Source organism: Nonomuraea sp. NPDC003754 (genome assembly GCF_053605785.1).
In genome coordinates this window covers 502702-526545 of record NZ_JBSGJX010000001.1, presented here as the reverse complement: position 1 = coordinate 526545, position 23844 = coordinate 502702, and the positions used below count along the sequence as shown (strand labels likewise).

At 72.1% G+C, this 23844-nt stretch carries 20 protein-coding genes; 16 read left to right on the top strand and 4 right to left on the bottom strand.

The features are described 5' to 3' along the window. Positions 1–71: 71 nt before the first annotated feature. The 12 genes from ACWEVS_RS02350 (at position 72) to tsaD (ending at position 10561) form a co-directional block, all read left to right on the top strand. Complete coding sequence (locus ACWEVS_RS02350) at positions 72–1481, top strand: alkaline phosphatase PhoX (RefSeq protein ID WP_449919805.1); 1410 nt, start codon at positions 72–74, stop codon at positions 1479–1481. A gap of 19 nt (positions 1482–1500) precedes the next feature. After that, entirely contained in the window at positions 1501–1851 is a 351-nt protein-coding gene (locus ACWEVS_RS02345; protein WP_449919807.1) for a holo-ACP synthase, read from the top strand. A gap of 10 nt (positions 1852–1861) precedes the next feature. Further along, positions 1862–3325 carry an NAD(P)H-hydrate dehydratase gene (locus ACWEVS_RS02340; RefSeq protein WP_452549551.1) on the top strand — a complete coding sequence of 488 codons (1464 nt, stop codon included), beginning with the start codon at positions 1862–1864 and terminating at the stop codon, positions 3323–3325. A 12-nt stretch (positions 3326–3337) separates the two neighbouring features. Next, the gene (alr, locus tag ACWEVS_RS02335; RefSeq protein WP_452549549.1) at positions 3338–4480 is read left to right on the top strand and encodes an alanine racemase; all 1143 of its coding nucleotides are present in this window, start codon (positions 3338–3340) and stop codon (positions 4478–4480) included. After that, on the top strand, positions 4477–5526 hold the full coding sequence (locus tag ACWEVS_RS02330) for an alpha/beta fold hydrolase (RefSeq protein WP_449919812.1): 1050 nt from the start codon (positions 4477–4479) through the stop codon (positions 5524–5526). Before alr ends, ACWEVS_RS02330 begins: the two co-directional genes overlap by 4 nt. Next, positions 5523–5978, top strand: a complete 456-nt coding sequence (gene tsaE, locus ACWEVS_RS02325) for a tRNA (adenosine(37)-N6)-threonylcarbamoyltransferase complex ATPase subunit type 1 TsaE (RefSeq protein WP_449919815.1) — start codon at positions 5523–5525, stop codon at positions 5976–5978. The genes ACWEVS_RS02330 and tsaE overlap by 4 nt, the downstream gene beginning before the upstream one ends. A gap of 103 nt (positions 5979–6081) precedes the next feature. Next, the gene (locus tag ACWEVS_RS02320) at positions 6082–6801 is read left to right on the top strand and encodes a hypothetical protein (protein WP_452417204.1); all 720 of its coding nucleotides are present in this window, start codon (positions 6082–6084) and stop codon (positions 6799–6801) included. Between the two features lie 12 nt (positions 6802–6813). Beyond that, positions 6814–7353, top strand: coding sequence for a class F sortase (locus ACWEVS_RS02315; RefSeq protein WP_452417206.1), 540 nt, complete (start codon positions 6814–6816; stop codon positions 7351–7353). A gap of 36 nt (positions 7354–7389) precedes the next feature. Beyond that, positions 7390–8319: an aminoglycoside phosphotransferase family protein gene (locus tag ACWEVS_RS02310; RefSeq protein ID WP_449919819.1), complete on the top strand. Its 930-nt coding sequence runs from the start codon at positions 7390–7392 to the stop codon at positions 8317–8319. 127 nt (positions 8320–8446) lie between these two features. Next, positions 8447–9094 carry a tRNA (adenosine(37)-N6)-threonylcarbamoyltransferase complex dimerization subunit type 1 TsaB gene (gene tsaB, locus ACWEVS_RS02305; RefSeq protein WP_452417207.1) on the top strand — a complete coding sequence of 216 codons (648 nt, stop codon included), beginning with the start codon at positions 8447–8449 and terminating at the stop codon, positions 9092–9094. An 11-nt stretch (positions 9095–9105) separates the two neighbouring features. Further along, complete coding sequence (gene rimI, locus ACWEVS_RS02300) at positions 9106–9537, top strand: ribosomal protein S18-alanine N-acetyltransferase (protein ID WP_354906503.1); 432 nt, start codon at positions 9106–9108, stop codon at positions 9535–9537. Then, the gene (tsaD, locus tag ACWEVS_RS02295) at positions 9530–10561 is read left to right on the top strand and encodes a tRNA (adenosine(37)-N6)-threonylcarbamoyltransferase complex transferase subunit TsaD (RefSeq protein WP_449919825.1); all 1032 of its coding nucleotides are present in this window, start codon (positions 9530–9532) and stop codon (positions 10559–10561) included. Before rimI ends, tsaD begins: the two co-directional genes overlap by 8 nt. 538 nt (positions 10562–11099) lie before the next feature. Here the strand turns inward: tsaD and ACWEVS_RS02290 are convergent. Genes ACWEVS_RS02290 through ACWEVS_RS02280 form a run of 3 tightly spaced genes read right to left on the bottom strand, consistent with a single transcriptional unit; the run spans position 11100 to position 15934 of the window. Beyond that, positions 11100–13625: an endo-beta-N-acetylglucosaminidase gene (locus ACWEVS_RS02290; RefSeq protein WP_452549546.1), complete on the bottom strand. Its 2526-nt coding sequence runs from the start codon at positions 13623–13625 to the stop codon at positions 11100–11102. Between the two features lie 14 nt (positions 13626–13639). After that, positions 13640–14857 (bottom strand): glycoside hydrolase 5 family protein, encoded by a 1218-nt coding sequence (locus tag ACWEVS_RS02285; protein WP_452549544.1) that lies wholly within the window; start codon positions 14855–14857, stop codon positions 13640–13642. A gap of 45 nt (positions 14858–14902) precedes the next feature. Beyond that, positions 14903–15934: a LacI family DNA-binding transcriptional regulator gene (locus tag ACWEVS_RS02280; protein WP_452549542.1), complete on the bottom strand. Its 1032-nt coding sequence runs from the start codon at positions 15932–15934 to the stop codon at positions 14903–14905. 100 nt (positions 15935–16034) lie between these two features. Here ACWEVS_RS02280 and ACWEVS_RS02275 point away from each other — a divergent pair, with 100 nt between their 5' ends. From ACWEVS_RS02275 to ACWEVS_RS02260, 4 genes are read left to right on the top strand one after another with little or no spacing between them, the layout of a single operon-like run. Continuing rightward, positions 16035–17312 (top strand): ABC transporter substrate-binding protein, encoded by a 1278-nt coding sequence (locus ACWEVS_RS02275; RefSeq protein WP_449919835.1) that lies wholly within the window; start codon positions 16035–16037, stop codon positions 17310–17312. Positions 17313–17316: 4 nt separating this feature from the next. Next, complete coding sequence (locus ACWEVS_RS02270) at positions 17317–18189, top strand: carbohydrate ABC transporter permease (RefSeq protein ID WP_452549539.1); 873 nt, start codon at positions 17317–17319, stop codon at positions 18187–18189. A gap of 1 nt (position 18190) precedes the next feature. Further along, the gene (locus ACWEVS_RS02265; protein WP_452549537.1) at positions 18191–19057 is read left to right on the top strand and encodes a carbohydrate ABC transporter permease; all 867 of its coding nucleotides are present in this window, start codon (positions 18191–18193) and stop codon (positions 19055–19057) included. Between the two features lie 27 nt (positions 19058–19084). After that, on the top strand, positions 19085–22096 hold the full coding sequence (locus tag ACWEVS_RS02260) for an alpha-mannosidase (RefSeq protein ID WP_452549535.1): 3012 nt from the start codon (positions 19085–19087) through the stop codon (positions 22094–22096). A gap of 19 nt (positions 22097–22115) precedes the next feature. Here ACWEVS_RS02260 and ACWEVS_RS02255 read toward each other — a convergent pair whose 3' ends face one another. Further along, positions 22116–23696, bottom strand: coding sequence for a hypothetical protein (locus ACWEVS_RS02255; protein WP_452549533.1), 1581 nt, complete (start codon positions 23694–23696; stop codon positions 22116–22118). Positions 23697–23844: the final 148 nt, after the last annotated feature.

Sequence of the window (23844 nt, the reverse complement as noted above, 5' to 3'; positions counted from 1 at the left end):
GGCGAGATCTGACATAGGGCCCCGCCACGGGCGCGGTTTACGGTGACGGCACCATCGCCAGGGAGGACCGCATGGAACGTCGTCGTTTCCTCGCAGGAGTCGCGGCAGCAGGCGTCGCGGGCCCGTTCACCGGAGTGGCCAGCGCCGGTGTCAACGGCGCCGCCCGCCCGGCGGCCGGGTACGGCCCGCTGAAACCCGTCGCCGACGAGCGGGACGGGCAGGTCAGGCTGCACCTGCCGGAAGGCTTCAGGTACCGGTCGTTCAACGAGGCGGGCGAGCCGTTCAGCGACGGCTCGGTGACACCGTCGCGGCACGACGGGATGGCCGCCTTCAGAGGCCCGAGGGGCACGACGATCCTGGTGCGCAACCACGAGGTCAACGGCCCCGTGGGCGCGTTCGGCGACGTGTCCAGGGCCTACGACCCCGCGGCCGGCGGCGGCACCGCCACCCTTCAGGTGACCAGGTACGGCGAGGTGTTACGCGGCGCGCCCTCCCTCACCGGCACGCAGATGAACTGCTCGGGCGGGCCCATGCCGTGGGGCGCCTGGGTGACCTGCGAGGAGACCGTCAACGGCCCCGACGTGGGCAACGACTTCTCCGGCGGGGACAACACGCGGCTGGAGCAGAAGCACGGCTACATCTTCGAGGTGCCGGTCGACGGCCCGGCCGACGCGCGGCCGATCAGGTCGGCCGGCCGGTTCGCGCACGAGTCGGCGGCCTTCGACCCGCTGAGCGGCGCCGTCTACCTGACCGAGGACAACTTCGGGTTCGCCTCGGGGTTCTACCGGTACCTGCCGCCGCGCAACCCGCTCAGTGCGGGACGGATCCTCGACGGCGGGCGGCTGCAGATGCTCGCCGTCGACGGCGTGCCCAACAAGGACCTGTCGGCCGGGCAGCCGCGCGGCGCGTCCTTCGACGTGACGTGGGTGGACATCGACGATCCCGACCCGACGTTCACCGGCAGGCCCCCCAACGACACGGCGATCCAGGCCGTGGGCAGGCAGGGCCGCGACAAGGGGGCGGCGATCTTCTCCCGCCTGGAGGGCGCGATCCACCACCACGGCGTCGTCTACTTCGTCTCCACGCAGGGCGGCCCGACCGCCTCCGGCGACACGCCGCCGTCCGGCTTCGGCAAGGGCAGGGGCCAGGTGTGGGCGTACGAGACGTGGAGCCGGCGGCTCAGGCTCGTCTACGAGTCGCCGGGATCGATGGTGCTCGACCTGCCCGACAACGTCACCACCAGCGCGAGGGGCACGCTCGTGCTGTGCGAGGACGGCGGCGGCGACAACTACCTGCGCGGCCTGACGCGGCGCGGCGAGATCTTCGACTTCTCCCGGCTCGTGCCCGTCCCCGGCGACGCGGGCGCGGAGTTCGCGGGCTCCACGTTCGGCCCCGGCGGCCACACGCTCTACGTGAACGTCCAGTCCGTCAAGGGGCTGTCGTTCGCGATCTGGGGCCCTTGGCACCGGGGAGGCTTCTGAGGCTGGTTACGCTGGGTGAATGATTCTGGGCATCGGGGTGGACGTGGTCGACGTCGCCCGCTTCGAGGCGACGATGGCGCGCACGCCGGGCCTGCGCTCGCGGCTGTTCACCGACGCGGAGCGGGAGCTCGGCGTGCAGTCGCTGGCGGCCAGGTTCGCCGCCAAGGAGGCCGTCGCGAAGGCGCTCGGCGCGCCGCCGGGCCTCAGCCACCTCGACGCCGAGGTCCGCACCGGCGACAACGGCAAGCCCGAGCTGCACGTCACCGGCCAGGCCGCGCACGTCGCCTACGGCCTCGGGGTCAAGCGCTGGCACGTCTCACTCACCCACGACGCGGGTATCGCCATGGCCTACGTGATCGCCGAGGGTTAGGTTCTGACACGTGCGCACCGCTTACACCGCCGACCAGATCAGAGCAGCCGAGCTGGCGCTGATGGCCACGCTCCCCGAGGGCACGCTGATGCAGCGCGCCGCCGCGGGCCTGGCCTCCGTCTGCGCGGCCCTGCTCGGCCGCGTGTACGGCTCGCGGGTGCTCCTGCTGGTCGGCAGCGGCGACAACGGCGGCGACGCCCTCTACGCGGGCGAGCGGCTGGCCCGCAGGGGCGCGCGGGTGGAGGCGATCCTGGCCGGGGCCAAGACGCACGCCGAAGGGCTGGCCGCCTTCCTCGCGGCGGGCGGCAGGGTCGTCGACGAGGTGGGCGCGCCCGACCTCGTCATGGACGGGCTGGTGGGCATCGGCGCCTCGGGAGCGTTGCGCGAGCCGTACGCGTCGCTGGTGACGGCGGCCAACGCGCTCGACGCGCTGATGGTCGCGGTCGACGTGCCGAGCGGCGTCGACTCCAGCACCGGGCGTGTCGCGGGCGCCGCCGTCGACGCGCACGTCACCGTGACGATGGGCGCCTGCAAGACGGGGCTGCTCGTCGACCCGGGCGCCGCGCGCGTGGGCACGCTGGAGGTGATCGACATCGGGCTCGGCCCCTACCTGCCCGACCCCGACGTGGCCGCGCTGACCGGCGAGGACGTGGAGGGCCTGCTGCCCAGGCCCGGCGCCGAGTCCGACAAGTACCGCAGGGGCGTCGTCGGCATCGCCGCCGGCAGCGACCGCTACACCGGGGCGGCGGTGCTGTCCGTCGGCGGGGCGCTGCGGGCGGGCGCCGGCATGGTCCGCTACGCCGGTACGGCGCCGCCCGTCCTCCAGGTGCGCGCGCACTGGCCCGAGGCGGTCGTCACCGAGCTGGACCGGCCCTCGATCGCCGACGTCGGCCGGGTCCAGGCATGGGTGGCGGGGCCGGGGCTCGGCACCGGCGACTGGGCGCACGAGCTGCTGGCCGAGGTGCTGGCCGGCGACGTGCCGGTGCTGCTCGACGCCGACGCGCTCACGATCGTGTCGAGGGACCGCGGGCTGCTGCGCCGCAGCGCACCCGTCCTGATCACCCCGCACGCCGGCGAGCTGTCGCGGCTGATCGGCGTGCCGAGCGACAGGGTGGAGGCGGCCAGGCTCGAGCACGCCCGCAGGGCCGCCGCCGAGCTCGGGGTGACCGTGCTGCTCAAGGGTTCGACGACGGTCGTCGCCGAGCAGGACAGACCGGCCAGGATCAACACGACGGGGTCGTCGTGGCTGGCCACGGGCGGCACCGGCGACGTGCTGTCGGGGATCGCCGGGGCGTTGCTGGCGGCCGGGCTCGCGCCGTACGACGCGGGGGCGTGCGCCGCCTACCTGCACGGGCTCGCGGGACGCATCGCCGCCGGCGGCGCGCCGCTGACGGCGGCGGACGTGGCCGCCGCCGTGCCCGCGGCCATCCGATCTCTGAGAGACGAATCACGCTCAGGCGGTCGGCGGAGCTGACAAACTGGGAGCATGAGCTTCCGTGAGGCGACGCCCGCGCATGCGCGGGTCGACCTGGCCGCCATCAGGCGCAACGTCGAGTCCCTCAAGCAGCGGGCGCCCGGGGCGGAGCTGATGGGCGCGGTCAAGGCCGACGCCTACGGACACGGTCTGGTGCCGGTGTCGAAGGCCGTCGTCGAGGGCGGCGCCGGCCGGCTCGGCACCGCCTACGTCAGGGAGGGCCTGGCGCTGCGCGCGGCGGGCATCACCGTGCCCGTGCTGTCGTGGATCCTCACGCCCGGCGAGCCGCTCGACGAGGCGCTGCGGGCCGACATCGAGCTGTCGGCCTCCGACGAGCGGCGGCTGGAGGAGATCGCCGCGGCGGCGCGCCGTACGGGAGTGACGGCGAAGGTCCATCTCGAAGCCGACACCGGCATGACCAGGGGCGGCTCGCCCCTGGCGGCCTGGCCGGGGCTGCTGGCCGCGGCGGCGCGGCTGCGGGCCGAGGGCGCGGTCGAGGTGGTCGGGCTGTGGTCCCACTTCGCCTGCTCCGACATCCCCGGGCACCCCTCCGTCGACCTGCAGATCGACGCCTACGAGACGGCGCTCAAGCTGGCCGACCAGGCCGGGGTCGGCGGCTCCCACGTCATCAGGCACCTGGCCAACTCGGCGGCGATCGTGTCGCTGCCGCACACCCACTACGACATGGTCAGGCCGGGCATCGCGATGTACGGCCTGAGCCCCATCCCCGAGCTCGGCGACTTCGGCCTGCGCCAGGCGATGACGCTGGTGGCGCGGATCGCGCTGGCCAAGCGGGTGCCCGAGGGCTCGGGCGTCTCCTACGGCCACCTCTACACCACGGCGAGAGAGTCGACGCTCGGCCTGGTGCCCCTCGGCTACGCCGACGGCATCCTGCGCCACGCCACCGGGCGGGCCGAGGTCATGGCGGGCGGCAGGCGCAGGCCCATCGTCGGCCGGGTGTGCATGGACCAGTTCATGATCGACATGGGTGACGACCCGCTGTCCGACGGCGACGAGGTCGTCCTGTTCGGTCCGGGCGACGCGGGCGAGCCGACCTGCCAGGAATGGGCCGACAACCTCGGCACGATCACCCATGAGATCGTCACCAGGCTGGGCGCCAGGGTGCCGAGGGTCTACGAGGGAGCGGGCGCATGACGACGGCCACGCGCAAGAAGGTCGGCATCGCGGGCGCGGTCGTCGGCGCCGCCTCCGCCGGCCTGGCGGCCGCCGCGCTCGCCAAGCGCTACGCCGTCGGCCGGATCAGGCTGCGCCCCGACCCCGAGGCCGACGAGCCGTTCGGCGAGCTGCGGGGCAGGGAGCGCACGCTCGTCACCTCCGACGGGGTGGCGCTCCACGTCGAGATCGACGGCCCCGACGAGGCGCCGCTGACCCTCGTGTTCTGCCACGGCTACACCCACAACCTCGACTCCTGGCACTACCAGCGCCGCGACCTGCGCGACAGCAACCGGATCCTGCTGTGGGACCAGCGTTCCCACGGCCTGTCCCAGCGCACGGAGAAGCAGGACAGCACCATCGACCGGCTCGGGGAGGACCTGTACGAGGTGCTCGAGACGTTCGCGCCGGGGCCGTGCGTGCTGGTCGGCCACTCGATGGGCGGCATGACGATCATGGCGCTCGCCGACCGCCACCCCGAGCTGTTCGGCGACCGGATCAAGGCGGCGGCGCTGATCGCCACCAGCGCGGGCAAGCTGGCCGAGATCACCCTCGGCCTGCCCGCCCTCCTGGCCAAGGGGCTGCACAAGGTGGCCCCCACGACGGTCTCGCTGCTCGGCAGGGGCGGCTCGCTGGTCGACAGGACCCGCCACGCCGGCAACGACATCGCCTTCCTGGTGCTGCGCCACTTCGGGTTCGGCGACTCCAAGAACGTCAGCCCCACCCTGGTCGACTTCGTCGAGTCGATGATCCGCTCGACGCCGACCGAGGTGATCGCCGACTTCTACCCGGCGCTGATGAACCACGACAAGCTGTCCGCGCTCGGCGTCCTCGACGACGTGCCGACCGCGATCATGGTCGGGGAGAAAGACTGGCTGACGCCGCCCGAGCACAGCAGGGCGATCGCGGCGGCGCTGCCCAGAGCCCAGCTGACCGAGGTGCCGGAGACCTCCCACCTCATCCAGCTGGAGCGGCCCAGCGTGGTCAACGACGCCCTGCGCGATCTGGTGAAGAGGGTGGAGCTGTGACTGTCGTCGCGACGGCCGAGGAGATGCGCGCGCTCGGCGTGCGGCTGGCGACCCGGTTGCGGGGCGGAGACCTGCTCGTCCTGTCGGGGCCGCTCGGCGCCGGCAAGACCACGCTGGTGCAGGGCATCGCCGAGGGTCTCAAGGTGCGCGGGCCGATCACCTCGCCCACCTTCGTCATCGCCCGCGTCCACCCCTCCCTCGCCGACGGGCCGCCGCTGGTCCACGCCGACGCCTACCGGCTCGGCGGCGATCTCGAGGTCGACGACCTCGACCTCGACGCCTCGCTGGAGGAGTCGGTGACGATCGTGGAGTGGGGCGAGGGGCTCGTCGAGGGGCTGTCCGACGAGCGGCTCGAAGTCCATATCGACAGGTCGGGCGATGACGACGCGCGCGTCGTCACCCTCCGGGGCGTCGGCGGGCGCTGGGCCGACACGCCGTCTGATCCCGCCTAACACCAAATCTTCGCCAAGGCTCGGGCAGGGCTGAGATCATTTCTTCATGGGTTCGCCCAGATTTTCTGGGTATCAGGTGGGGTGCAGCGTCCTGATCCGGTGGATGCTGGATGAAACGGCGAAGTGGGGTGCGGCGGTGCTCACGGTCAGGCGAGTCGCGTACGCGGGGGCCTTCCTGATGTTAGGTGTGGCGGGGTGCTCGGCTTCGGCGGATACGGCCACGCCGTCCGGCACCGCGACGACAACCGCCACCTCGACCTCCACCTCCACCTCCACCGCCACGGCGACCACCGCCACCCGGCAGAACATCGACGTCCGGCTCAACCCTGACCGGGTGACGGCCGGTGACAACTCCACGGTGTGGATCCTGGCCAACTGCCCCGTGCCGAACGACGGCCCCGAGCACAGCGGCACCGCCACGTCCAAGGCGTTCATGGCCGCGGTCCCGCTCGACCCGGTGCCGCCGCCCACGCCGTCCGCCGCGCCGAGCACGACCGCCACCCCCGCCCCCGTGCCGTGGGTGCGCGGCGACGCCCGCGTCTCCGCCACCGTCAAGCGCGGCAGCTACCCGGTGAACGTCAAGTGCGACGGCACCAACGACACCGGCAAGGCCACGCTGCGCGTGGTCGCCGCCGAACCCACCGACGAACCGACGTCCACCAGGACCGTCGTGCCCACCAAGGCGCCGGGCGCGGGCGGCGGCGGCACCTTCGCCAAGGACGTCGCGGACGAGTCGGGCATCCCGCTCGGCCCCGCGGGCGTGCTGCTCGGGCTGGCGCTGGCCGGAGGCGTGGGCCTGGCGCTGCGCCGCCGCCGCGGCTGAGCCGTGGCCCGGATGTCACGGGTGATCATCGCGGGGGCCGCCACCGGCCTCGTGCTGGTCGCCTTCGGCAGGACCCTCCAGGTACGGCAGGAGGCCACGCCCGCGTCCGTCGTGCCCGAGAGCATCGAGGTTCCCGCCATCGACCTCGACGCGCCGCTGATGAAGCTCGGGCTGACCAAGAGCGGCGAGGTGGAGCTGCCGCCGTACGAGAAGCCGAAGGTCGCCGGGTGGTTCAAGCACAGCGCGGTGCCCGGCGAGAAGGGCGCGTCCGTGATCATCGGGCACGTCGACACCAAGACGGCGCCGGCGGTCTTCTACAAGCTCAGGCAGCTGCGCAAGGGCCAGATCGTCAAGGTGCCGCGCAGCGACGGGAAGGTCGCCGAGTACAGGGTCGAGTCGGTGGAGCAGGTCGACAAGGACCGCTTCCCCGCCGAACGCGTCTACACCGAGGCGGGGCTGCGCCTGGTGACCTGCGGTGGCAACTTCGACTACGCCAGGCACGAGTACGAGGACAACATCATCGTCTACGCCTCTCCGGTGAAGCTCGCCTGAACGAAATCCGGTTGCGGGCCTCTGGACGATGAAGGCATGAGCGACGAGCCCCATCCCCCAGCCTCGGGCGTACGCGTGCCGTGGGAGCAGGTGCCGGCGGCGCTGCGCGAGCAGGTCGCCGGCTTCCTCGGCGGGCGCGTGGTCGAGGCGGTCACCCAGACGGGCGGCTTCTCTCCCGCCGCGGCCGTACGGCTGCGCCTCGACAACGGCAGGCGCGCCTTCGTCAAGGCCTGCGGCTCCGCCCCGAACCCCGACTCGATCGGCATCTACCGCTGGGAGGCCAGGATCGCGGGCGCGCTGCCCGACCGGGTGCCCGCGCCCAGGCTGCTGGCCTCGTTCGACACCGGCGACTGGGTGGCGCTGGTCTTCGAGGACGTCGAGGGCCGCCACCCGGCCATGCCATGGCGCGCCGGCGAGCTGCGGCGGGTGCTCGACGCGGTGGGCGAGCTGTCGGCCGGGCTCACCCCGGCGCCGATCGAGGCGCGGACCTTCGCCGAGACGCGCGAGACGAACTTCACCGGCTGGCGCAGGCTCCAGAAGGAGGACACCACCGGCCTGGACCCGTGGGCGTTGCGCCACCTGGACACGCTGGCCGCGATGGAGGAGGGCTGGGCGGCCGCGGCCGAGGGCGACTCGCTCCTGCACGCCGACCTGAGGGCCGACAACCTCCTGCTCACCGACGACCGGGTGTACGTCGTGGACTGGCCGTGGGCGTCGGTCGGCGCGCCGTGGATCGACCTGGTGTGCATGCTGCCGTCGGTGCGCATGCAGGGCGGGCCGCCGCCGCAGGAGCTGTTCGACGACCCGGACCCCGCCGTGACCACGGTGCTCGCGGCGCATACCGGCTACCTCGTACGGCAGGGCCGCCAGCCCGACCCGCCGGGGCTGCCGACGCTCAGGGCCTTCCAGCGCGCGCAGGGCGTCGCGGCGCTCGCGTGGCTGCGGGCCAGGACCGGGTGGGACTGAGCACGGCCGGGCGAGCCACAGGGCCGGTCGGGTGTGGCGCCGGGGGTGGGCGGGTGGCGTGCCGGGCGGTGGCGAGCTGGGCCGTGCGTCGGGCAGCACTCGCGGGGACGCACTAGGCTAAACATTCGTGCTGGTCCTGGCCTTCGATACCGCAACCCCCGCCGTCACCGCCGCACTGCACGACGGCACGAGGGTGCTCGCCGAATCCACCGTGGTCGACGCTCGTCGCCACGGTGAGCTGCTCGTTCCCACGATCGAGCGGGTGCTCGACGAGGCGGGCGCCACGCTCCACGACGTCACCGCGATCGTCGCGGGCTCCGGCCCCGGCCCCTACACCGGCCTCCGAGTGGGCCTGATGACCGCCCAGGCGCTGTCCACGGCGCTCGGCACGCCCGCGTACGGCATCTGCAGCCTCGACGCAGTCGCCTACGGCAGCGGGCTCGCCACCGAGTTCCTGGCGGCCACCGACGCGCGGCGCAAGGAGGTCTTCTGGGCCCGCTACACCGACGCGCGCACCCGGGTGGCAGGGCCCTTCGTCGACCGCCCCGCCGACGTGCCGCGCGCCGACGGGGTTCCCGTCGTGGGGGCGGGCGCCACGCTCTATCCGCAGGTTCTCGGCGAGACGGACGCCCCGCCGTACCCTTATGGGCGGTTCATGGCCGCGCTGGCCGCCGAACGGCTCGCGGCGGGCGTCCCGCTGGAGCAGCCGCGGCCCATCTACCTGCGCAGGCCCGACGCGACCATCCCGAAGCCGCCGAAAAAGGTGACGGCGTGAAGCTCAGGCAGATGACCGAGGCCGACCTGCCCGCGGTCATGGCGCTGGAGCGGGAGACGTTCCCCCTCGACGCGTGGAGCGAGGGCATGCTGCGCGGCGAGCTCGCCGACCAGCCGCGTACCAGGCACTACGTCGTCGCCGTCGACGGCGGCGAGATCATCGGCTACGCGGGGCTGGCCGTCGCCGCCGACCAGGCCGACGTGCAGACGATCGCGGTGCGGTCCGCACGCCAGGGCGAGGGCGTCGGCAGCGCGATGCTCACCGACCTGCTCGACGAGGCACGGCGGCGGGCCGCCCAGGAGATCTTCCTGGAGGTCCGCGCCGATAACCCGCGGGCCAGGTCGGTCTACGAACGGTTCGGATTCGAGGAGATCGGCGTGCGCCGCCGCTACTACGACGACGGCACCGACGCGATCATGATGAAGAGGAAGCTGGATGGCTGACGAACCCCTGGTCCTTGGCATCGAGACCTCCTGCGACGAGACCGGCATCGGCATCGTCCGAGGCCACACGCTGCTGGCCAACACCATCGCCTCCAGCATGGAAGAACACGCCCGCTTCGGCGGCGTCGTGCCGGAGGTCGCCTCCCGGGCGCACCTGGAGGCGATGACGCCCACCATCGAGTCGGCCCTGGCGACGGCGGGCGTGAAGCTCACCGACATCGACGCCATCGCCGTCACCGCCGGCCCCGGGCTGGCCGGAGCGCTGCTGGTGGGCGTCGCCGCGGCCAAGGCCTACTCCCTCGGCCTCGGCGTGCCGCTCTACGGCGTGAACCATCTGGCCGCGCACGTCGCCGTCGACCAGCTCGAACACGGGCCGCTGCCCAAGCCGTGCATCGCGCTGCTCGTCTCCGGCGGGCACTCGTCGCTGCTGCTGGTGCCCGACGTGGCCGAAGACGTCATCTCGCTCGGCTCCACCGTCGACGACGCGGCCGGCGAGGCGTTCGACAAGGTCGCCCGCGTGCTCGGCCTGCCGTTCCCCGGCGGCCCGCACATCGACAAGGCGGCGGTGGCGGGCGACGGCGCGGCCATCACCTTCCCTCGCGGGAAGATCGACGACGGCACCTTCGACTTCTCCTTCTCCGGGCTCAAGACCGCGGTCGCGCGCTGGGTGGAGGCGAAGGAGGCGGCGGGCCAGTCGATCCACGTGCCGGACGTGGCGGCCTCCTTCCAGGAGGCGGTCGTCGACGTGCTGACGCGCAAGGCGCTGCAGGCCTGCAAGAAGTACGACGTGCACGACCTGCTCATCGGCGGCGGCGTCGCGGCCAACTCGCGGCTGCGGGCGCTGGCGCAGGAGCGGTGCGACAAGGCGGGGGTACGGCTGCGCGTGCCCCGTCCCGGGCTGTGCACCGACAACGGGGCGATGGTGGCGACGCTGGGCTCCGACCTGGTGTCGGCGGGGATCACGCCGTCGACGCTGGAGCTGCCTGCCGACTCCTCGCTCCCGATCACGACGGTGCACGTGTAGACGGGATCGGGTCGCGCCGTCGGAGGTCGCTTCGTGCGGGTCGCGGACCCTGCGACGCCCTTACCTCTTGCCCGTCATGTCGTCCACGCGGACGATCCCGGTCGTGGCGTCAGGGCGCGGGCAGGGTGCGTCTTGTTCCTCCAGTAGTGCGCCATGTCGGGCAACGTCGACACGTCGCGGTGCTTCTGCTGACGGGCCGCGACAAGTCGGCGCCGCCGTGGTGGCGGTCCCGACGATCGTGGGGTCCGCCGGCCAGGTGCGGCGGTAGGACCGCACATGGTTGATGCGGTCGACCGGCTCACCCTTCATCGGTGGCTGCCGTGCTGCCCCGGGGGCGCCGGTCGCCAGGCCGAGACGCCGGGTTCCGAAGGTGCGGGGGCCGGGCCCGGGGACGCGAGTGCCGTACACCGGCGTGAGCCGGGGCGCGGGGCCGGTGCGGAGGCGGGCACGCCGCCCGCGACACCGGGGCGGGTCCCTCTCCAAGGGGCGAGGCGGGCCGCCCGGGGTGGTGGGGGCCCGCCTCAGCTGGGCGGTTCGGTCAGGGGGTGGGGCTCCAGGCCTCGAACTCGTAGATGCGGGCGGCCGGGTCGGAGGTCTGCGTGGGTTTGGTGATGGTCAGCCGGACGTAGCGGGCCGTGGTCGTGACCGGGTGGGTGGTGGTCGCGGCGGTGTTGCCGGTGACGGTCGCGACCGTGGTCCACGGGTCGGACGTGCCGGTGCGTACCTGGATGGTGAAGTCGCGGGTGTTCCAGCTCGACGACTCCCCGCCGGCCTGGGCGTGTTTGACGACGAACCGGGTGAGCGGCGTGGCGGCCCCGAGGTCGACCTCCATCCACTTGCCCGCGGTCAGCGCGCACCACTTGTCGGTGTTTCCGCCGTTCACGCTGCCGTTGACGGCCTTGGCCGGGCCTTCGTTCGCGTTGCACTGGCCGGAGGCGGTGGCGGGGCGGTTGAGCGCGACGTTGGTGTCGGTCGGCGGGGTGCCGCTCCAGGAGACCGTGGTCGTGGCGGCGGCCGACCGGCCGTACTCGGCGCCGACCGCCTCGACCTCGATCGTCGTCGTGGTCTCGGTGCCGCTCCGGTCGAGCTGGGGCACGAAGTAGGCGTCGTTCGGCGTGGCGCCCAGGTAGGTGCGGGTGCCGTCGCCGTTGCGGCGGTAGACGTCGTAGTGGTGGGCCTGGCCGGCGCCGGTCCAGGAGAGGCGGAGCGACTTGCGGGTGGCCGACACGTCGGTGGCGCCGAGCACGGTCAGGCCGGTGGGGGCGGCGACGGCGTCCACGTCACCGTCGTAGACCGCCAGCTGGCCCACCCTGATGTCGTAGGTGTCGGCGGTGCCGGCGGCCTGCAGGCCGAGCTGCGCGATCGTCTTGCCGGCGTGGGCGGACAGGTCGAGCGTCCTGCGCTCCCAGCCGGTGCCGCTGGTCGAGCCGAGGTCGAGCGTGGTGAAGGTGGTGGGCGCGTCGGTGAACGCGATCGCCGCCTTCAGCCTGGTGGCACCCGCGGCGGGGGTCTTGACCACCACGGACAGTTTGGTGTCGGCGGCGACCGGCAGGCGGGTCTGGTAGAGCCGCACCGTGTTGGTGGCGTCGAGGCGGCCGGTGAGGCGCAGCGACGAGCCGCCTTCGTAGGCGTCGCCGTAGTCGACGGAGGGGGTCAGCCTGGTGCCGGTGGAGGAGACGATCCACTGGTAGGTGGGCGGCACGTCCTGGACGGACAGGTTGTTCCAGCCGCCGTCGCGGACGCGGACGCCGCCGACGTTGTAGAAGTCGCCGTGCCCGGTGTTGAAGCCGGTCACGAACGGCTTCGCGGTGACGGCGCTCGACTCGGCGACGTAGTGGGCCAGGCCCTTCCACACCGACGACGTGGAGGTGTCGGACGGGTCGGCGTTGGCGCCCACCCAGAAGCGCGAGTCCTTGGCCCGGAAGTCGGCCGGTCCCGTCGACGACTTCCACGTCCACTCGGGGCGGTAGATGCCGAGCGAGGTGACGTGCGGCTGCCCGGCGGGGAAGACCGCGTCCCAGGGCACGCCGGTGTTGTAGCCGTTGGCCTCGGTGTCGATGCCCGCGTACAGCTCGTGCTCGTCGCGGCCGAGCGAGCGGGCCAGGTCGCGGGAGGAGTTCTGCCTGGACGCGCTCCAGCCGAAGTCGAGGAACATGGAGTCGGACACCTTGGCGGGGTCGGACAGGAAGGCGTCGTTGGCCGTGGTGAGGCCGTCCTGCCAGCTGATCGAGCCGCTCTCGGTCATGGCGTCGTACCACATGAACTCGACCGGGCCCTTGCCCCTGGCGTACTTCATCAGCGACCGCAGCTCGGTCGCCAGGGCGGCGTCACCGCCCGCGGTCTCCTGGTTGATGAACCAGCCGTCGAAGCCGTAGTGCTGGGCGACCTGGACGAGCTTGTCGGCGACCGGGTAGGAGGAGCCGGTCTTCTTGACGAAGTCGTGGACCCACTGGATCTGCCCGCCGTACGCGGTGGGCGGGAAGAAGACGGTGCCGTAGACCTTGACGCCGTTGCGGTGGGCGGCGTCGATCACGGTGGCGTTCGGGGCCAGGATCAGCCCCTCACTGGCTGAGCCGCCCCAGAACACCAGGGTGTCGACGTACTGCCAGTGGGTGAAGGCGTAGTAGTTGGGGGCGAGGGCGCCCTGGGAGGGGTTGCCCGAGGTGGGGGCGAACGACACCAGCGAGGCGATGCGGCCCTCGCCGGCGCGGGCGTTCGGGTTCGCCTTCAGCGCCGGGTCGGAGACGCGGGGCCGCAGCGGTACCCGCGAGCGGTTGAAGCGGGCGTCGGGGTCGGTCGCGGGGTCCCAGGTGAGGATGGTGCTCGGGTGCCAGTAGGAGGCGTACGGCTGCTCGCCGCCCGCGGCGGCGGCGCGCTTGCGTACGGCCCGCCCGGCGTCGGCGGGGGCGGACGCGGACGGTGTGGGGGTGGCCGGCGCGGTGCCGGCTTCGGCGGAGTCGGCCGACACGGAAGGGGCAGGGGTGGGGTCGGCTTGTGCGGGGGGCGTGACCAGGGCGGTCGCGGCGAGGACCCCGCACAGCAGGGGTAATAATCTCCGTCGCATCTGATCTCCTTGTCTCACTGCTGGGTCAGGACGGTGGTGATCCCCCGAGCGTTGAGATGGTCGCTGTCGGCCGCGCGGCCGGCGGTGACGATGGCCAGCGGTCCGGCCTGGCGCAGCCGTACCCAGGCGCGGTGGAAGGCGCTGCCCGGCGCGACCTCGGCCCTGCGCTCAGGCTCGGTGCGCAGGTCGACGTCGCACAGCAGCGCGGGCCTCCCGGCGGCGGTACGGCGCTGCTCCTTGATGAAGGCCGCGAGTTCCTCGGCCGCCGGCTTGGCACGGTGGTCGACGGTGAACAGGCCGAGGTCGTACTCGCGGTCGGGGAAGTCGGCCAGGGCCCGGTCGAGATCGTGGGAGCACCACCAGGTGACGCCCCACAGCGCGGGGTTGGCCGTGACCGCTTCGAGCATCCCGCGGACGAACGCGGGAGCGTCGGCCTCGGGGATGTCGGGGCGCGGGGCGCCGACCTCCTGCAGCCAGACGGGACGGACCGGGTCGAGCGCGGTGGCGGCGGCGAGCTCGACGAGGTAGTCGGCGTGGGTGACGGTGGCGGGGCCGAGCGGGCCGTCGAGCCTGGAGACGCCGTTGAACACCCACGAGTGGACCGTCGTCAGGTCGCCGAGGTCGACGTTGTCGGCGGGGTGGAACGGGTGGGCGGGGTCGTACCAGCTGGCGTCGTAGAGGGAGTGCAGGCTCAGCAGGTGGGGGGCGGCGGCGCGGACCACGTCGATCAGGTCGGCGGCCCAGCGGGTGGACGCCTCAGGGGTGGTCGGGTTGGCCGGGTAGAGGTTGTTGACCTCGTTGCCGAGCGTCACGGCGAAGACGTTGGGACGGCCGGCCACGGCGCGGGTGAGCCGGTCGGCGTAGGCGGCGATGCCGTCGCGGACGTCGGTGTCGGTGAAGAGGCTGCGCTCGTGCCAGGTCAGCACCCACGACGGCAGGAAGTCGAAGCTGGACAGGTGCCCCTGCAGCAGGTCCACGGCCACGGACAGGTCGAACTCGGCGGCGATGTCGATCAGCCGCAGCAGGTCGTCGATGCCGCGCTGCCTGATCAGGGTGCGGTTCGGCTGGATCCACGGCCAGATGGGGAACACCCGGACGTGGTCGAGCCCGATCCCGGCCAGGTCCTCGAAGTCACGCCGGATGTCGTCGGGGGAGGGCTCGAGCCAGCTGTGGAACCAGCCTGCCGAAGGCACGTAGTTGGCGCCGAAACGGATGGGGTGGGGCAGGGGCACGCGTCCTCCGAACGTGAGTCGATCTCCCCGGGACCCTAAACCGATTTAGTCGCTCTGCCAAGCCCCTGGCGCCGCCGTGCTGCCCCTGACGACCAGCCGCGGGGTGGGCGTCCTGAGGTCCTGCCGCGCCTCGGGGTCGGCGATCACCGCCAGCATGACCTCGGCCACCTGGCCGCCGAGGGCGAAGGTGTCGCGCGAGAGCGCGGTGATGGCCGGGTGCGCGATGCGCGTCAGCACCGAGTCGTCGAAGGCCACGATCGACAGCTCGTCCGGGACCCGTACGCCCATCTCGCCGGCCACGCCCAGGCCCGCCAGGGCCATCACGTCGCTGTCGTAGACGATCGCGGACGGCCTGCGGGAACGTGACAGCAGCGCCCTGGTCGCCGCCGCGCCCTCGGCGTCGCTGAAGTCGGTCGCCAGCGACACCGCCTCGGCCAGTTCCAGCCGCCGGGTGGAGTCGCGCAGCGCGCGGATGCGGCGCTGGGTGTGCCGGAAGGCGGGCAGGCCGGCGACGTGGGCGATGTGCCGATGGCCGAGCGCGGCCAGGTACTCGACGACCGACACCATCGCCTCCCTGTCGTCGGCCCAGACGCTGGACAGGGAGCCGTGCCGGCCGGGACCGCCGAGCACCACGGTGGGCACGCCGAGCTCCTCGAGCGCGCCGATCCTGGGGTCGCTGACCTTCAGGTCGACCACGATGAACCCGTCGACCCGGTGCGCGGAGGCCCAATCGCGGTAGATCTCCATCTCGGCCGCGACGTCCTCGACGATCATCAGGTGTGTCGCCACGGACTGCGCCGACAGCCCCGCCTGCAGGCCGGACAGGAGCTGGGCGAAGAACGGCTCCACGCCCAGCGTGCTGGCCGGCCTGGCGATCACCAGGCCGACCGCCTCGGCCCTGGCGCCGCCGAGAGCTCTGGCGGCGCTGTGCGGACGCCAGTTCATCTCCTTGGCCACCTGGAGGATGCGGGCCCTGGTCGCCTCCCCGACGCCGGGGCGCCCGTTGAGCGCGAACGACACCGCGCCCTTGGACACCCCGACCCGCTTCGCGATGTCGGCGATCGTCGGACGGCCCACGACTGGCTCCTTCACGAGTTCATCTCAGCTATTGACACAGGAGTCTAGCCAGGGGGATAGTCCCGCAACTAGAGCGGTTTAGTCCCCGAAGGAGAGCGTCATGCGAAGGTACTGGGCAGGGCTGGCCGTCGTGGCCACGATGGTAGCCGGGGGCTGTGGGCTGGGCGAGGCGGGGCCGGAGGCGGCCGCGCCGAGCGCGGGGGCGACGGGGGAGGTGAAGGGCAAGGTCAGCCTGCAGACGTGGGCGCTGAAGCCCAAGTTCACCGATTACGTGCAGGGCGTCATCGACGCCTTCGAGAAGAAGTACCCGGGCGTCGAGGTCGAGTGGCTCGACCAGCCCGGCGAGGGCTACGCCGACAAGGTGCTGAGCCAGGCCGCCAGCGGCACCCTCCCCGACGTGACCAACCTGCCGCCGGACTTCGCGCTCCCGCTGGTGAAGCAGGGCATGCTGCTCGACGTCTCCCAGGTGGACCAGAAGCTGGCCGACGAGTACGTCGCCGGCGGTCTCGACGCCTACAAGTACGCCGGGGTCCAGGGCACGTACGGGTACCCGTGGTACCTCAACACCGACGTCAACTACTGGAACTCCGAGCTCATGACCCAGTACGGCCTGGACCCGAAGCGGCCGCCGACCACCTTCGACGAGCTCGTCGCCCAGGCCAGGACCGTCAAGGAGAAGTCCGGCGGCAAGGTCTACCTGATGAGCCGCAGGCCCGAGCTCGGCGACCTGGCCAACGCCGGCGTGAAGCTGATGGCCGACGACGGCAAGAGCTTCGTCTTCAACACGCCGGAGGCCGTCGCGGTGCTCGACAAGTACCGCGACGCCTTCAAGGAGGGCCTGCTGCCGCGCGACATCCTGACCGACACCTACGCGGGCAACGCCAAGCTCTTCAGCGAGAAGACCGCGGCCTGGACCACCGGCGGCGGCAACTACATCACCAGCCTGGCCACCGACAACCCGTCGCTGGCGCCCAAGGTGGTGTCCTCGACGGTGATGGGCACGCCGCCGCTGTACGTGCAGGGCCTGTCGGTCGCCAAGCAGACCAAGAACGCGCCCGCGGCGATCGCGCTGGCCCGCTGGGTGACCAGCCCGGAGAACCAGGCCGCCTTCGCCCACCTGGTGAGCATCTTCCCGAGCACCAAGGCGTCGGCCGGCGACCCGTTCTTCAGCAAGAGCGACGGCACCAACGCCGGCGACGCCAAGGTCATCGCGTTCACCTCGCTCGCGCAGGCCAAGCTGCTCCAGCCGGTCGAGGTCACCGAGGCGATGAGCAAGTTCATCCGGCAGCAGTTCGCGCTCGCGATCAGCGGTGAGACCACCTCCAAGGAGGCCCTCGACGCCGCTGTGGCCAAGTGCAACGAGCTCCTCAAGAACTGATCCGATGACCCATCGCCGCTGGTTCACGCCGTGGCTGCTGGTGGCACCCGCCGCGCTCTGGCTGTTCGTGTTCAACGTCTGGCCGTCGGTCAACACGGTGGTCCTGGCGTTCACCAACGCCAAGCCGCTGGGCGGCGGGCGCTTCACCGGCCTGGAGAACTTCGCACGGGTGCTGGACGACGACCAGCTCGCCGACGCGCTGCTCAACAGCATCGTGTTCATGCTGGTCTGCCTGCCGCTGCTCACCATGCTGCCGCTGCTGATCGCGATCCTGGTGGAGAAGAAGCTGCCCGGCATCATGTTCTTCCGCACCGCCTTCTACACCCCCGTGGTCGCCTCGGCCGTCGTCGTGGCGCTGATCTGGGGCTGGGTGCTGGACGATCGGGGCCTGGTGAACGGCTTCGCGCAGTGGCTCGGCGTCGTCGCCGCGCCGGTCCCGTTCCTGACCGACCGCTGGCTGCTGCTGTTCAGCGCGATCAGCCTGACCGTCTGGAAGGGGCTCGGCTACTACATGATCATCTATCTCTCGGCCCTCGGGAACGTCAGGCGCGAGCTCCACGAGGCCGCCGCGGTCGACGGCGCCGGCCCGGTGCGCCGGTTCTGGAGCGTCACCGTGCCCGGCGTGCGCAACACGATGCTGCTGGTCTCCGTGCTCGTCTCGGTCTCCGCGCTACGCGTGTTCTCGGAGCTGTACGTGCTGTCCAACGGCACCGGCGGGCCCGGCGGGCGGGACATGTCGGTGGTCATGCTCATCCAGCTCTACAGCCGTGGCTTCACCGGCCACCTCGGCTACGCCTCCGCGCTCAGCATCGTCCTGCTCCTCATCACCATCGGGCCGATGCTCCTGCTCCTGCGGCTCAACAGGAAGGCGGCCTGACGTGGCGGCGCACGCCAAGACCGCACGGCGCGGCGGCTTCAACTCGATCGGCGTGGGCGAGAAGGTGCTGCGCTACACGCTGCTCCTGCTCGTGCTGGCGCTCACCGTCTCCCCGTTCCTGTGGCAGCTGTCCACCTCGCTCAAGAGCCTGCAGGAGGACATCTACACCCAGACGCCGAGCTTCCTGCCCGAGCAGCCCACGCTCGACAACTACGCCCAGGTCGCCGACACCATCCCCGTCTGGTCCTACGCCGTCAACTCGCTGATCGTGGCCGCCATCGTGGTGATGGGCAACGCCGTCGGCGCCACCATCGCCGGGTACGCCCTGGCCAAGCTCCGCTTCCGGGGCGCGAAGCTGCTGCTGGGCCTGTTCCTGGCCACGCTCGTGCTGCCCGGCGAGGTGACGATCGTCTCCCAGTACGTCACCGTGCGCGGCCTCGGCCTGGCCGACACCCTCCTCGGCGTCGCGCTGCCCGGCGCCATCGGGATGCTCAACGTGCTCCTGATGCGGACCGCGTTCCAGTCGATCCCCCCGGAAATGGACGAGGCGGCCATCATCGACGGCGCGACCGCCTGGCAGCGGCTGCGCCACATCGGCCTGCCGAACGTGCGCGGCATGCTCAGCGTCATCACGATCTTCGCCTTCATCGGCGCGTGGGACGACTTCCTGTGGCCGCTCATCGTCCTGACCGACCCCGAGAACTACACCCTGACCGTCGGCCTGCAGTACCTCAACGGCACATTCAGCGCCAACCCCCGGCTCATCGCGGCCGGCACGATGATCTCCTTCCTGCCGATCGTCATCGTGTTCGCGGCACTCCAGCGCTTCTTCTTCAGAGGCGTGGAGGAAGGCGCGATCAAGGGTTGACCGTCCACATCACCAGGGAGTCCCCCGATGCATGACGACCGCGATCTGGTCGAAGCCCGTCTCAAGCGCGTCCTCGACGAGCGCATCCGCCCTGCGGTCTACCCGGAGTCGGTGCCGCTCGACGTGGCCGTCTGGCACGCGCCCGGCGAGCCGGTGCCCGTCGCCGAGGGACTGGCGGCCGTACCGGAGCCCGTCGCGGTCGGCGACCAGTGGGGTGCGCCGTGGGGCACCAGCTGGTTCACCGTCACCGGCACGGTGCCCGCCGCCTGGGCGGGCAGAAGCGTCGAAGCCGTGCTCGACCTCGGCTTCGACGAGAACATGCCCGGCTTCCAGTGCGAGGGCCTCGTCTACCGCCCCGACGGCACCCCGGTGAAGGGGCTCAACCCGCGTAACCAGTGGGTGCGCATCGGCGCGCCGGTCGAGGGCGGCGAGGAGGTGCGGCTGCACATCGAGGCCGCCGCCAACCCCGTCATCCTCGACTACCACCCGTTCCTGCCGACCACGCTCGGCGACAAGGAGACGGCCGGCACCGACCCGCAGTACCGGCTGGCCCGGATGGACCTGGCCGTCTTCGACGAGACCGTGTGGCAGCTCGTGATGGACCTCGAGGTGCTGGGCGAGCTGATGCGGGAGCTGCCGGTCGAGGGCGCCCGCCGCTGGGAAATCCTGCGCGCCGTGGAGAAGGCGCTCGACGCGGTCGACCTGCAGGACGTGAACGGCACCGCGGCCGCGGCGCGCGAGCAGCTGGCCGGCGTGCTGGCCACGCCCGCGGCGCCGTCCGCGCACCGGATCAGCGCCGTCGGCCACGCGCACATCGACTCGGCCTGGCTGTGGCCGCTGCGCGAGACCGTCCGCAAGGTGGCCAGGACGACCTCCAACATGACCGCGCTGCTGGAGGACGAGCCGGCCTTCGTCTTCGCCATGTCGCAGGCGCAGCAGTGGGCCTGGGTGAAGGAGCACCGGCCCGAGGTCTGGGCCAAGGTGACCAAGGCGGTGGCGGCCGGGAGGTTCGTCCCGACGGGCGGCATGTGGGTGGAGTCCGACACCAACATGCCGGGCTCGGAGGCCATGGCCCGGCAGTTCGTGCACGGCAAGCGGTTCTTCCTCGACGAGTTCGGCATCGAGAACGACGAGGTGTGGCTGCCCGACACGTTCGGCTTCGCGGCGGGCCTGCCCCAGATCATCAAGGCCGCCGGGTCGAAGCGGCTGCTCACCCAGAAGATCTCGTGGAGCCAGACCAACACCTTCCCGCACCACACCTTCCTGTGGGAGGGCATCGACGGCACCCGGATCTTCACCCACTTCCCGCCCGTCGACACCTACAACTGCTCGATGAAGGGCAGCGAGATCGCCCACGCGGCGCGCAACTTCAAGGACAAGGGCGTCGCGCGGCACTCCCTCGCCCCCACCGGCTGGGGCGACGGCGGCGGCGGCACCACCCGCGAGATGGTCGCCAAGGCGGCCAGGATGCGTGACCTGGAGGGCTCGGCCACCGTCACCTGGGAGACGCCCGCCGAGTTCTTCGCCAAGGCCGAGGCCGAGTATCCCAACCCGCCCGTCTGGGTCGGCGAGCTCTACCTCGAACTGCACCGCGCCACGCTCACCAGCCAGGCCAAGACCAAGCAGGGCAACCGGCGCAGCGAGTCGCTGCTGCGCGAGGCCGAGCTGTGGGCCGCCACCGCCGCGGTCAGGACCGGGCACACCTACCCCTACGAGCAGCTCGACCGCATCTGGAAGACGGTGCTGCTGCACCAGTTCCACGACATCCTGCCCGGCTCGTCCATCGCCTGGGTGCACCGCGAGGCGGAGCGGACCTACGCGCAGGTCGCCGCCGAGCTGGAGGCGATCATCGACGCCGCCCAGCGCGCCCTGGCCGGCGACCCCGCCGCGGGCACGTCGCTGCTGTTCAACTCCGCCCCGCACGCCCGCCGCGGCGTCGCGGCCGGTGCCGCCGGCACCCCCCTCACCGGCGCCGACACCGGCCTGCGCCCCCGGGACGCGGGCGGATACGTCCTCGACAACGGCCTGCTCCGCGTCGAGATCGACGAGCGGGGCCTGGTCCGCTCGGTCTACGACCTGACCGCCGGACGGGAGACCGTCGCGCCGGGCCAGGCGGCGAACCTGCTGCAGATCCACCCCGACTTCCCCAACATGTGGGACGCCTGGGACGTGGACGAGTTCTACCGCAACACCGTCACCGACCTGGTCGACGCCGACGAGGTGGCGCCGGGCGCCGCTCCCGGCTCGGTCGAGGTGGCCCGCTCGTTCGGCCGGTCGACGGTGCGGCAGGTGCTCAGCCTGCCGTCCGGCGCCAGGCGGCTCGACATCCACACCGAGGTCGACTGGCACGAGACCGAGAAGTTCCTCAAGCTGGCCTTCCCGCTGGACGTGCACGCCGAGCGCTACGCCTCCGAGAGCCAGTACGGCCACACCTACCGCGCCACCCACACCAACACCAGCTGGGAGGCGGCCAAGTTCGAGGCGTGCAACCACCGCTTCGTCCACCTGGAGGAGCCCGGCTGGGGAGTGGCCGTGGTCAACGACTCCACCTACGGCCACGACGTGACCCGCACGGTGCGCGCCGCCGACTCCGGCACGACCACCACCCTCAGGGTCTCGCTGCTGCGCGCGCCGCGCTTCCCCGACCCCGAGACCGACCAGGGCGTGCACCGGTTCCGTCACGCGCTCGTGCCCGGCGCGACGATCGGCGACGCGGTGCGCGAGGGCTACTTCGTCAACCTGCCCGAACGGACGGTCCCCGGCGACGCCGAGGTGGCGCCGCTGGTCGCGATCGACGACGACGCGGTCGTCGTGACCGCCGTCAAGCTGGCCGACGACGGGAGCGGCGACGTGATCGTGCGCTTCCACGAGGCGCGCGGCGGCAGGGCGCGGGCGACGCTGACCGCGGGCTTCCCTGTCACCGGCGTCACGGCGACGGACCTGCTGGAGCGGCCTCTCGCGGAACGGCAGCACGAAGGGGGCGCGGTGCCCCTGACGCTGCGGCCGTTCGAACTGGTCACCCTGCGACTGAGCCGGTAGGGCCCGTGGGCTCGATCGTCTAGTCCTTGGGGTTGCGGCTGGGCCGCAGGAGTGCCTCGGCCAGCGCGAGCATGGTCTCCTCCAGCGCGCCCAGCCGCTTGGTCAGGTCGCTCGTGGCGGGCTCGACGATGCCCGAGACGCTCTCGGCGAGCTCGGCCCGGTCGGGCCTGGCCGCGACGGCGTCGGTGAGGGCGGCGGCCGCGGTGGTCAGCCGCTCGTCGATCGCCTCCAGGCGCTTGACGTGCTCCGTCGTCTGGCTGTCGAGCAACTCGCCGACCCGCTCGCCGATGCCGAGCGTGACGGGCAGCTGGCCCACCCGCTGGTTGACCGCCTCCACCCGGTCGTCGATGGCCTCGAGGTGCTCGCCGGCCTTCTCGGCGGCGCTGGACATGCCGGTGAGCGTGGCGTCGATGCCGTCGAAGCGGCCGACGACGCGCTCCTCGACCTCGGCCAGCCGCTCGTCGAGCGTGTCGAGGTGGGAGTCGAGGTCGTTGAACCGGCCCTCGGTGCGGGTGGCGGTCTCGGCGAGGTGGTTGGCCGCGCCGGCCATGCGCTCGTCGAGCGTGGTGAACCGGCCGTCGACCCGCCCGTCGAGCCCGTCGAAGCGGTCGTCGTGGCGGCCCAGGTGGCCGTCGAGCGCGCCCAGGCGCTGGTCGACGCCGGACAGGCGGGAGTCGAGCCCGCCCAGACGGGCGTCGACGCCGTGGAGGCGGGTGTCGATGTCGGCCAGGCACTCGTCGGCGGTCTCGATGCGCCCGTCGACGGTGGTCAGCCGGTTGTCGACGGCGATGAGCCGGCCGTCGGCCCGGTCGATCCTGCTGTCGACACCGTCGAGGCGGCCCGTCAGGCGGGTCTCGGTGGCGTCGACCCTGGCGCCGACCTCCTCGATGGCGGCTGAGAGCAGCTCGGTGGAGGCGGCCAGCGACCCGTCGACCGCCTTGAGCTTCGTCTCGACCATCTCCGGCAGGCCCTTCACGCCGCTCTCGATGCGGTCGGTGCGGCTGGTGAGCTCGGCCATCGACTTGTCGAGGCGGGTGAAACGGTTGGCGGCGGCGTCCATGCTGGCGCTGAGCTGGCCGAGCTTGCCGGCGAAGTCGCCGAGGCGCTTGGCGATGCCGTCGGTGCTGGCGATGACCGACTCGATCCGCTTGAGCGCCTCGTCGAGGGTCTCGCTGACGGTGCTGATGTCGGCCCACAGGTTGGGCAGTTCCGCCACCGGCTTGACCCGCTCGCCGACGGACGCGACCCGGGCCTCGATGCCGCCCACCTGCTCGCCGACGGCGTCGACGTGGTCGCGTACCGCCTCCACGTGCTGGGCCAGGCCCTCAGCCCAGCTCGGCGGCCTGGTGGTGATGTCGTCGAGGCGGCCGCTCACGGTCTCGAGCGTGCCGGTCAGCCCGCCGAGCTCGCGCTCGCGGACCTCCCGCAGCAGCCACTCCATGCCCTCAAGGCGCTGGCGGATCTCGTCGAGCACCGCGCCCTGCGTGCGCTGCTCGTAGACGTGGTCCTGCGCGGCCCGCGCGAGCAGCTCGCGCATCCTGTCGGAGATGGCGGTCTGGCTGCCTGCCTGGAGAAGGGTGGTGTGGTTGGAGTGATCCACCGAAAGCTCCTTCACTCGCCGACGTCTGCCGCGCAGCGGTGGGTAATCGTTAGGGGTGAACTCTCGCCCGGCCACCTTAGTAGCTCGATCAAGATCTTTCGGTGTCGACTTTAAAAGATCGTGATTGTCGATGTATCGCCCTGATTTG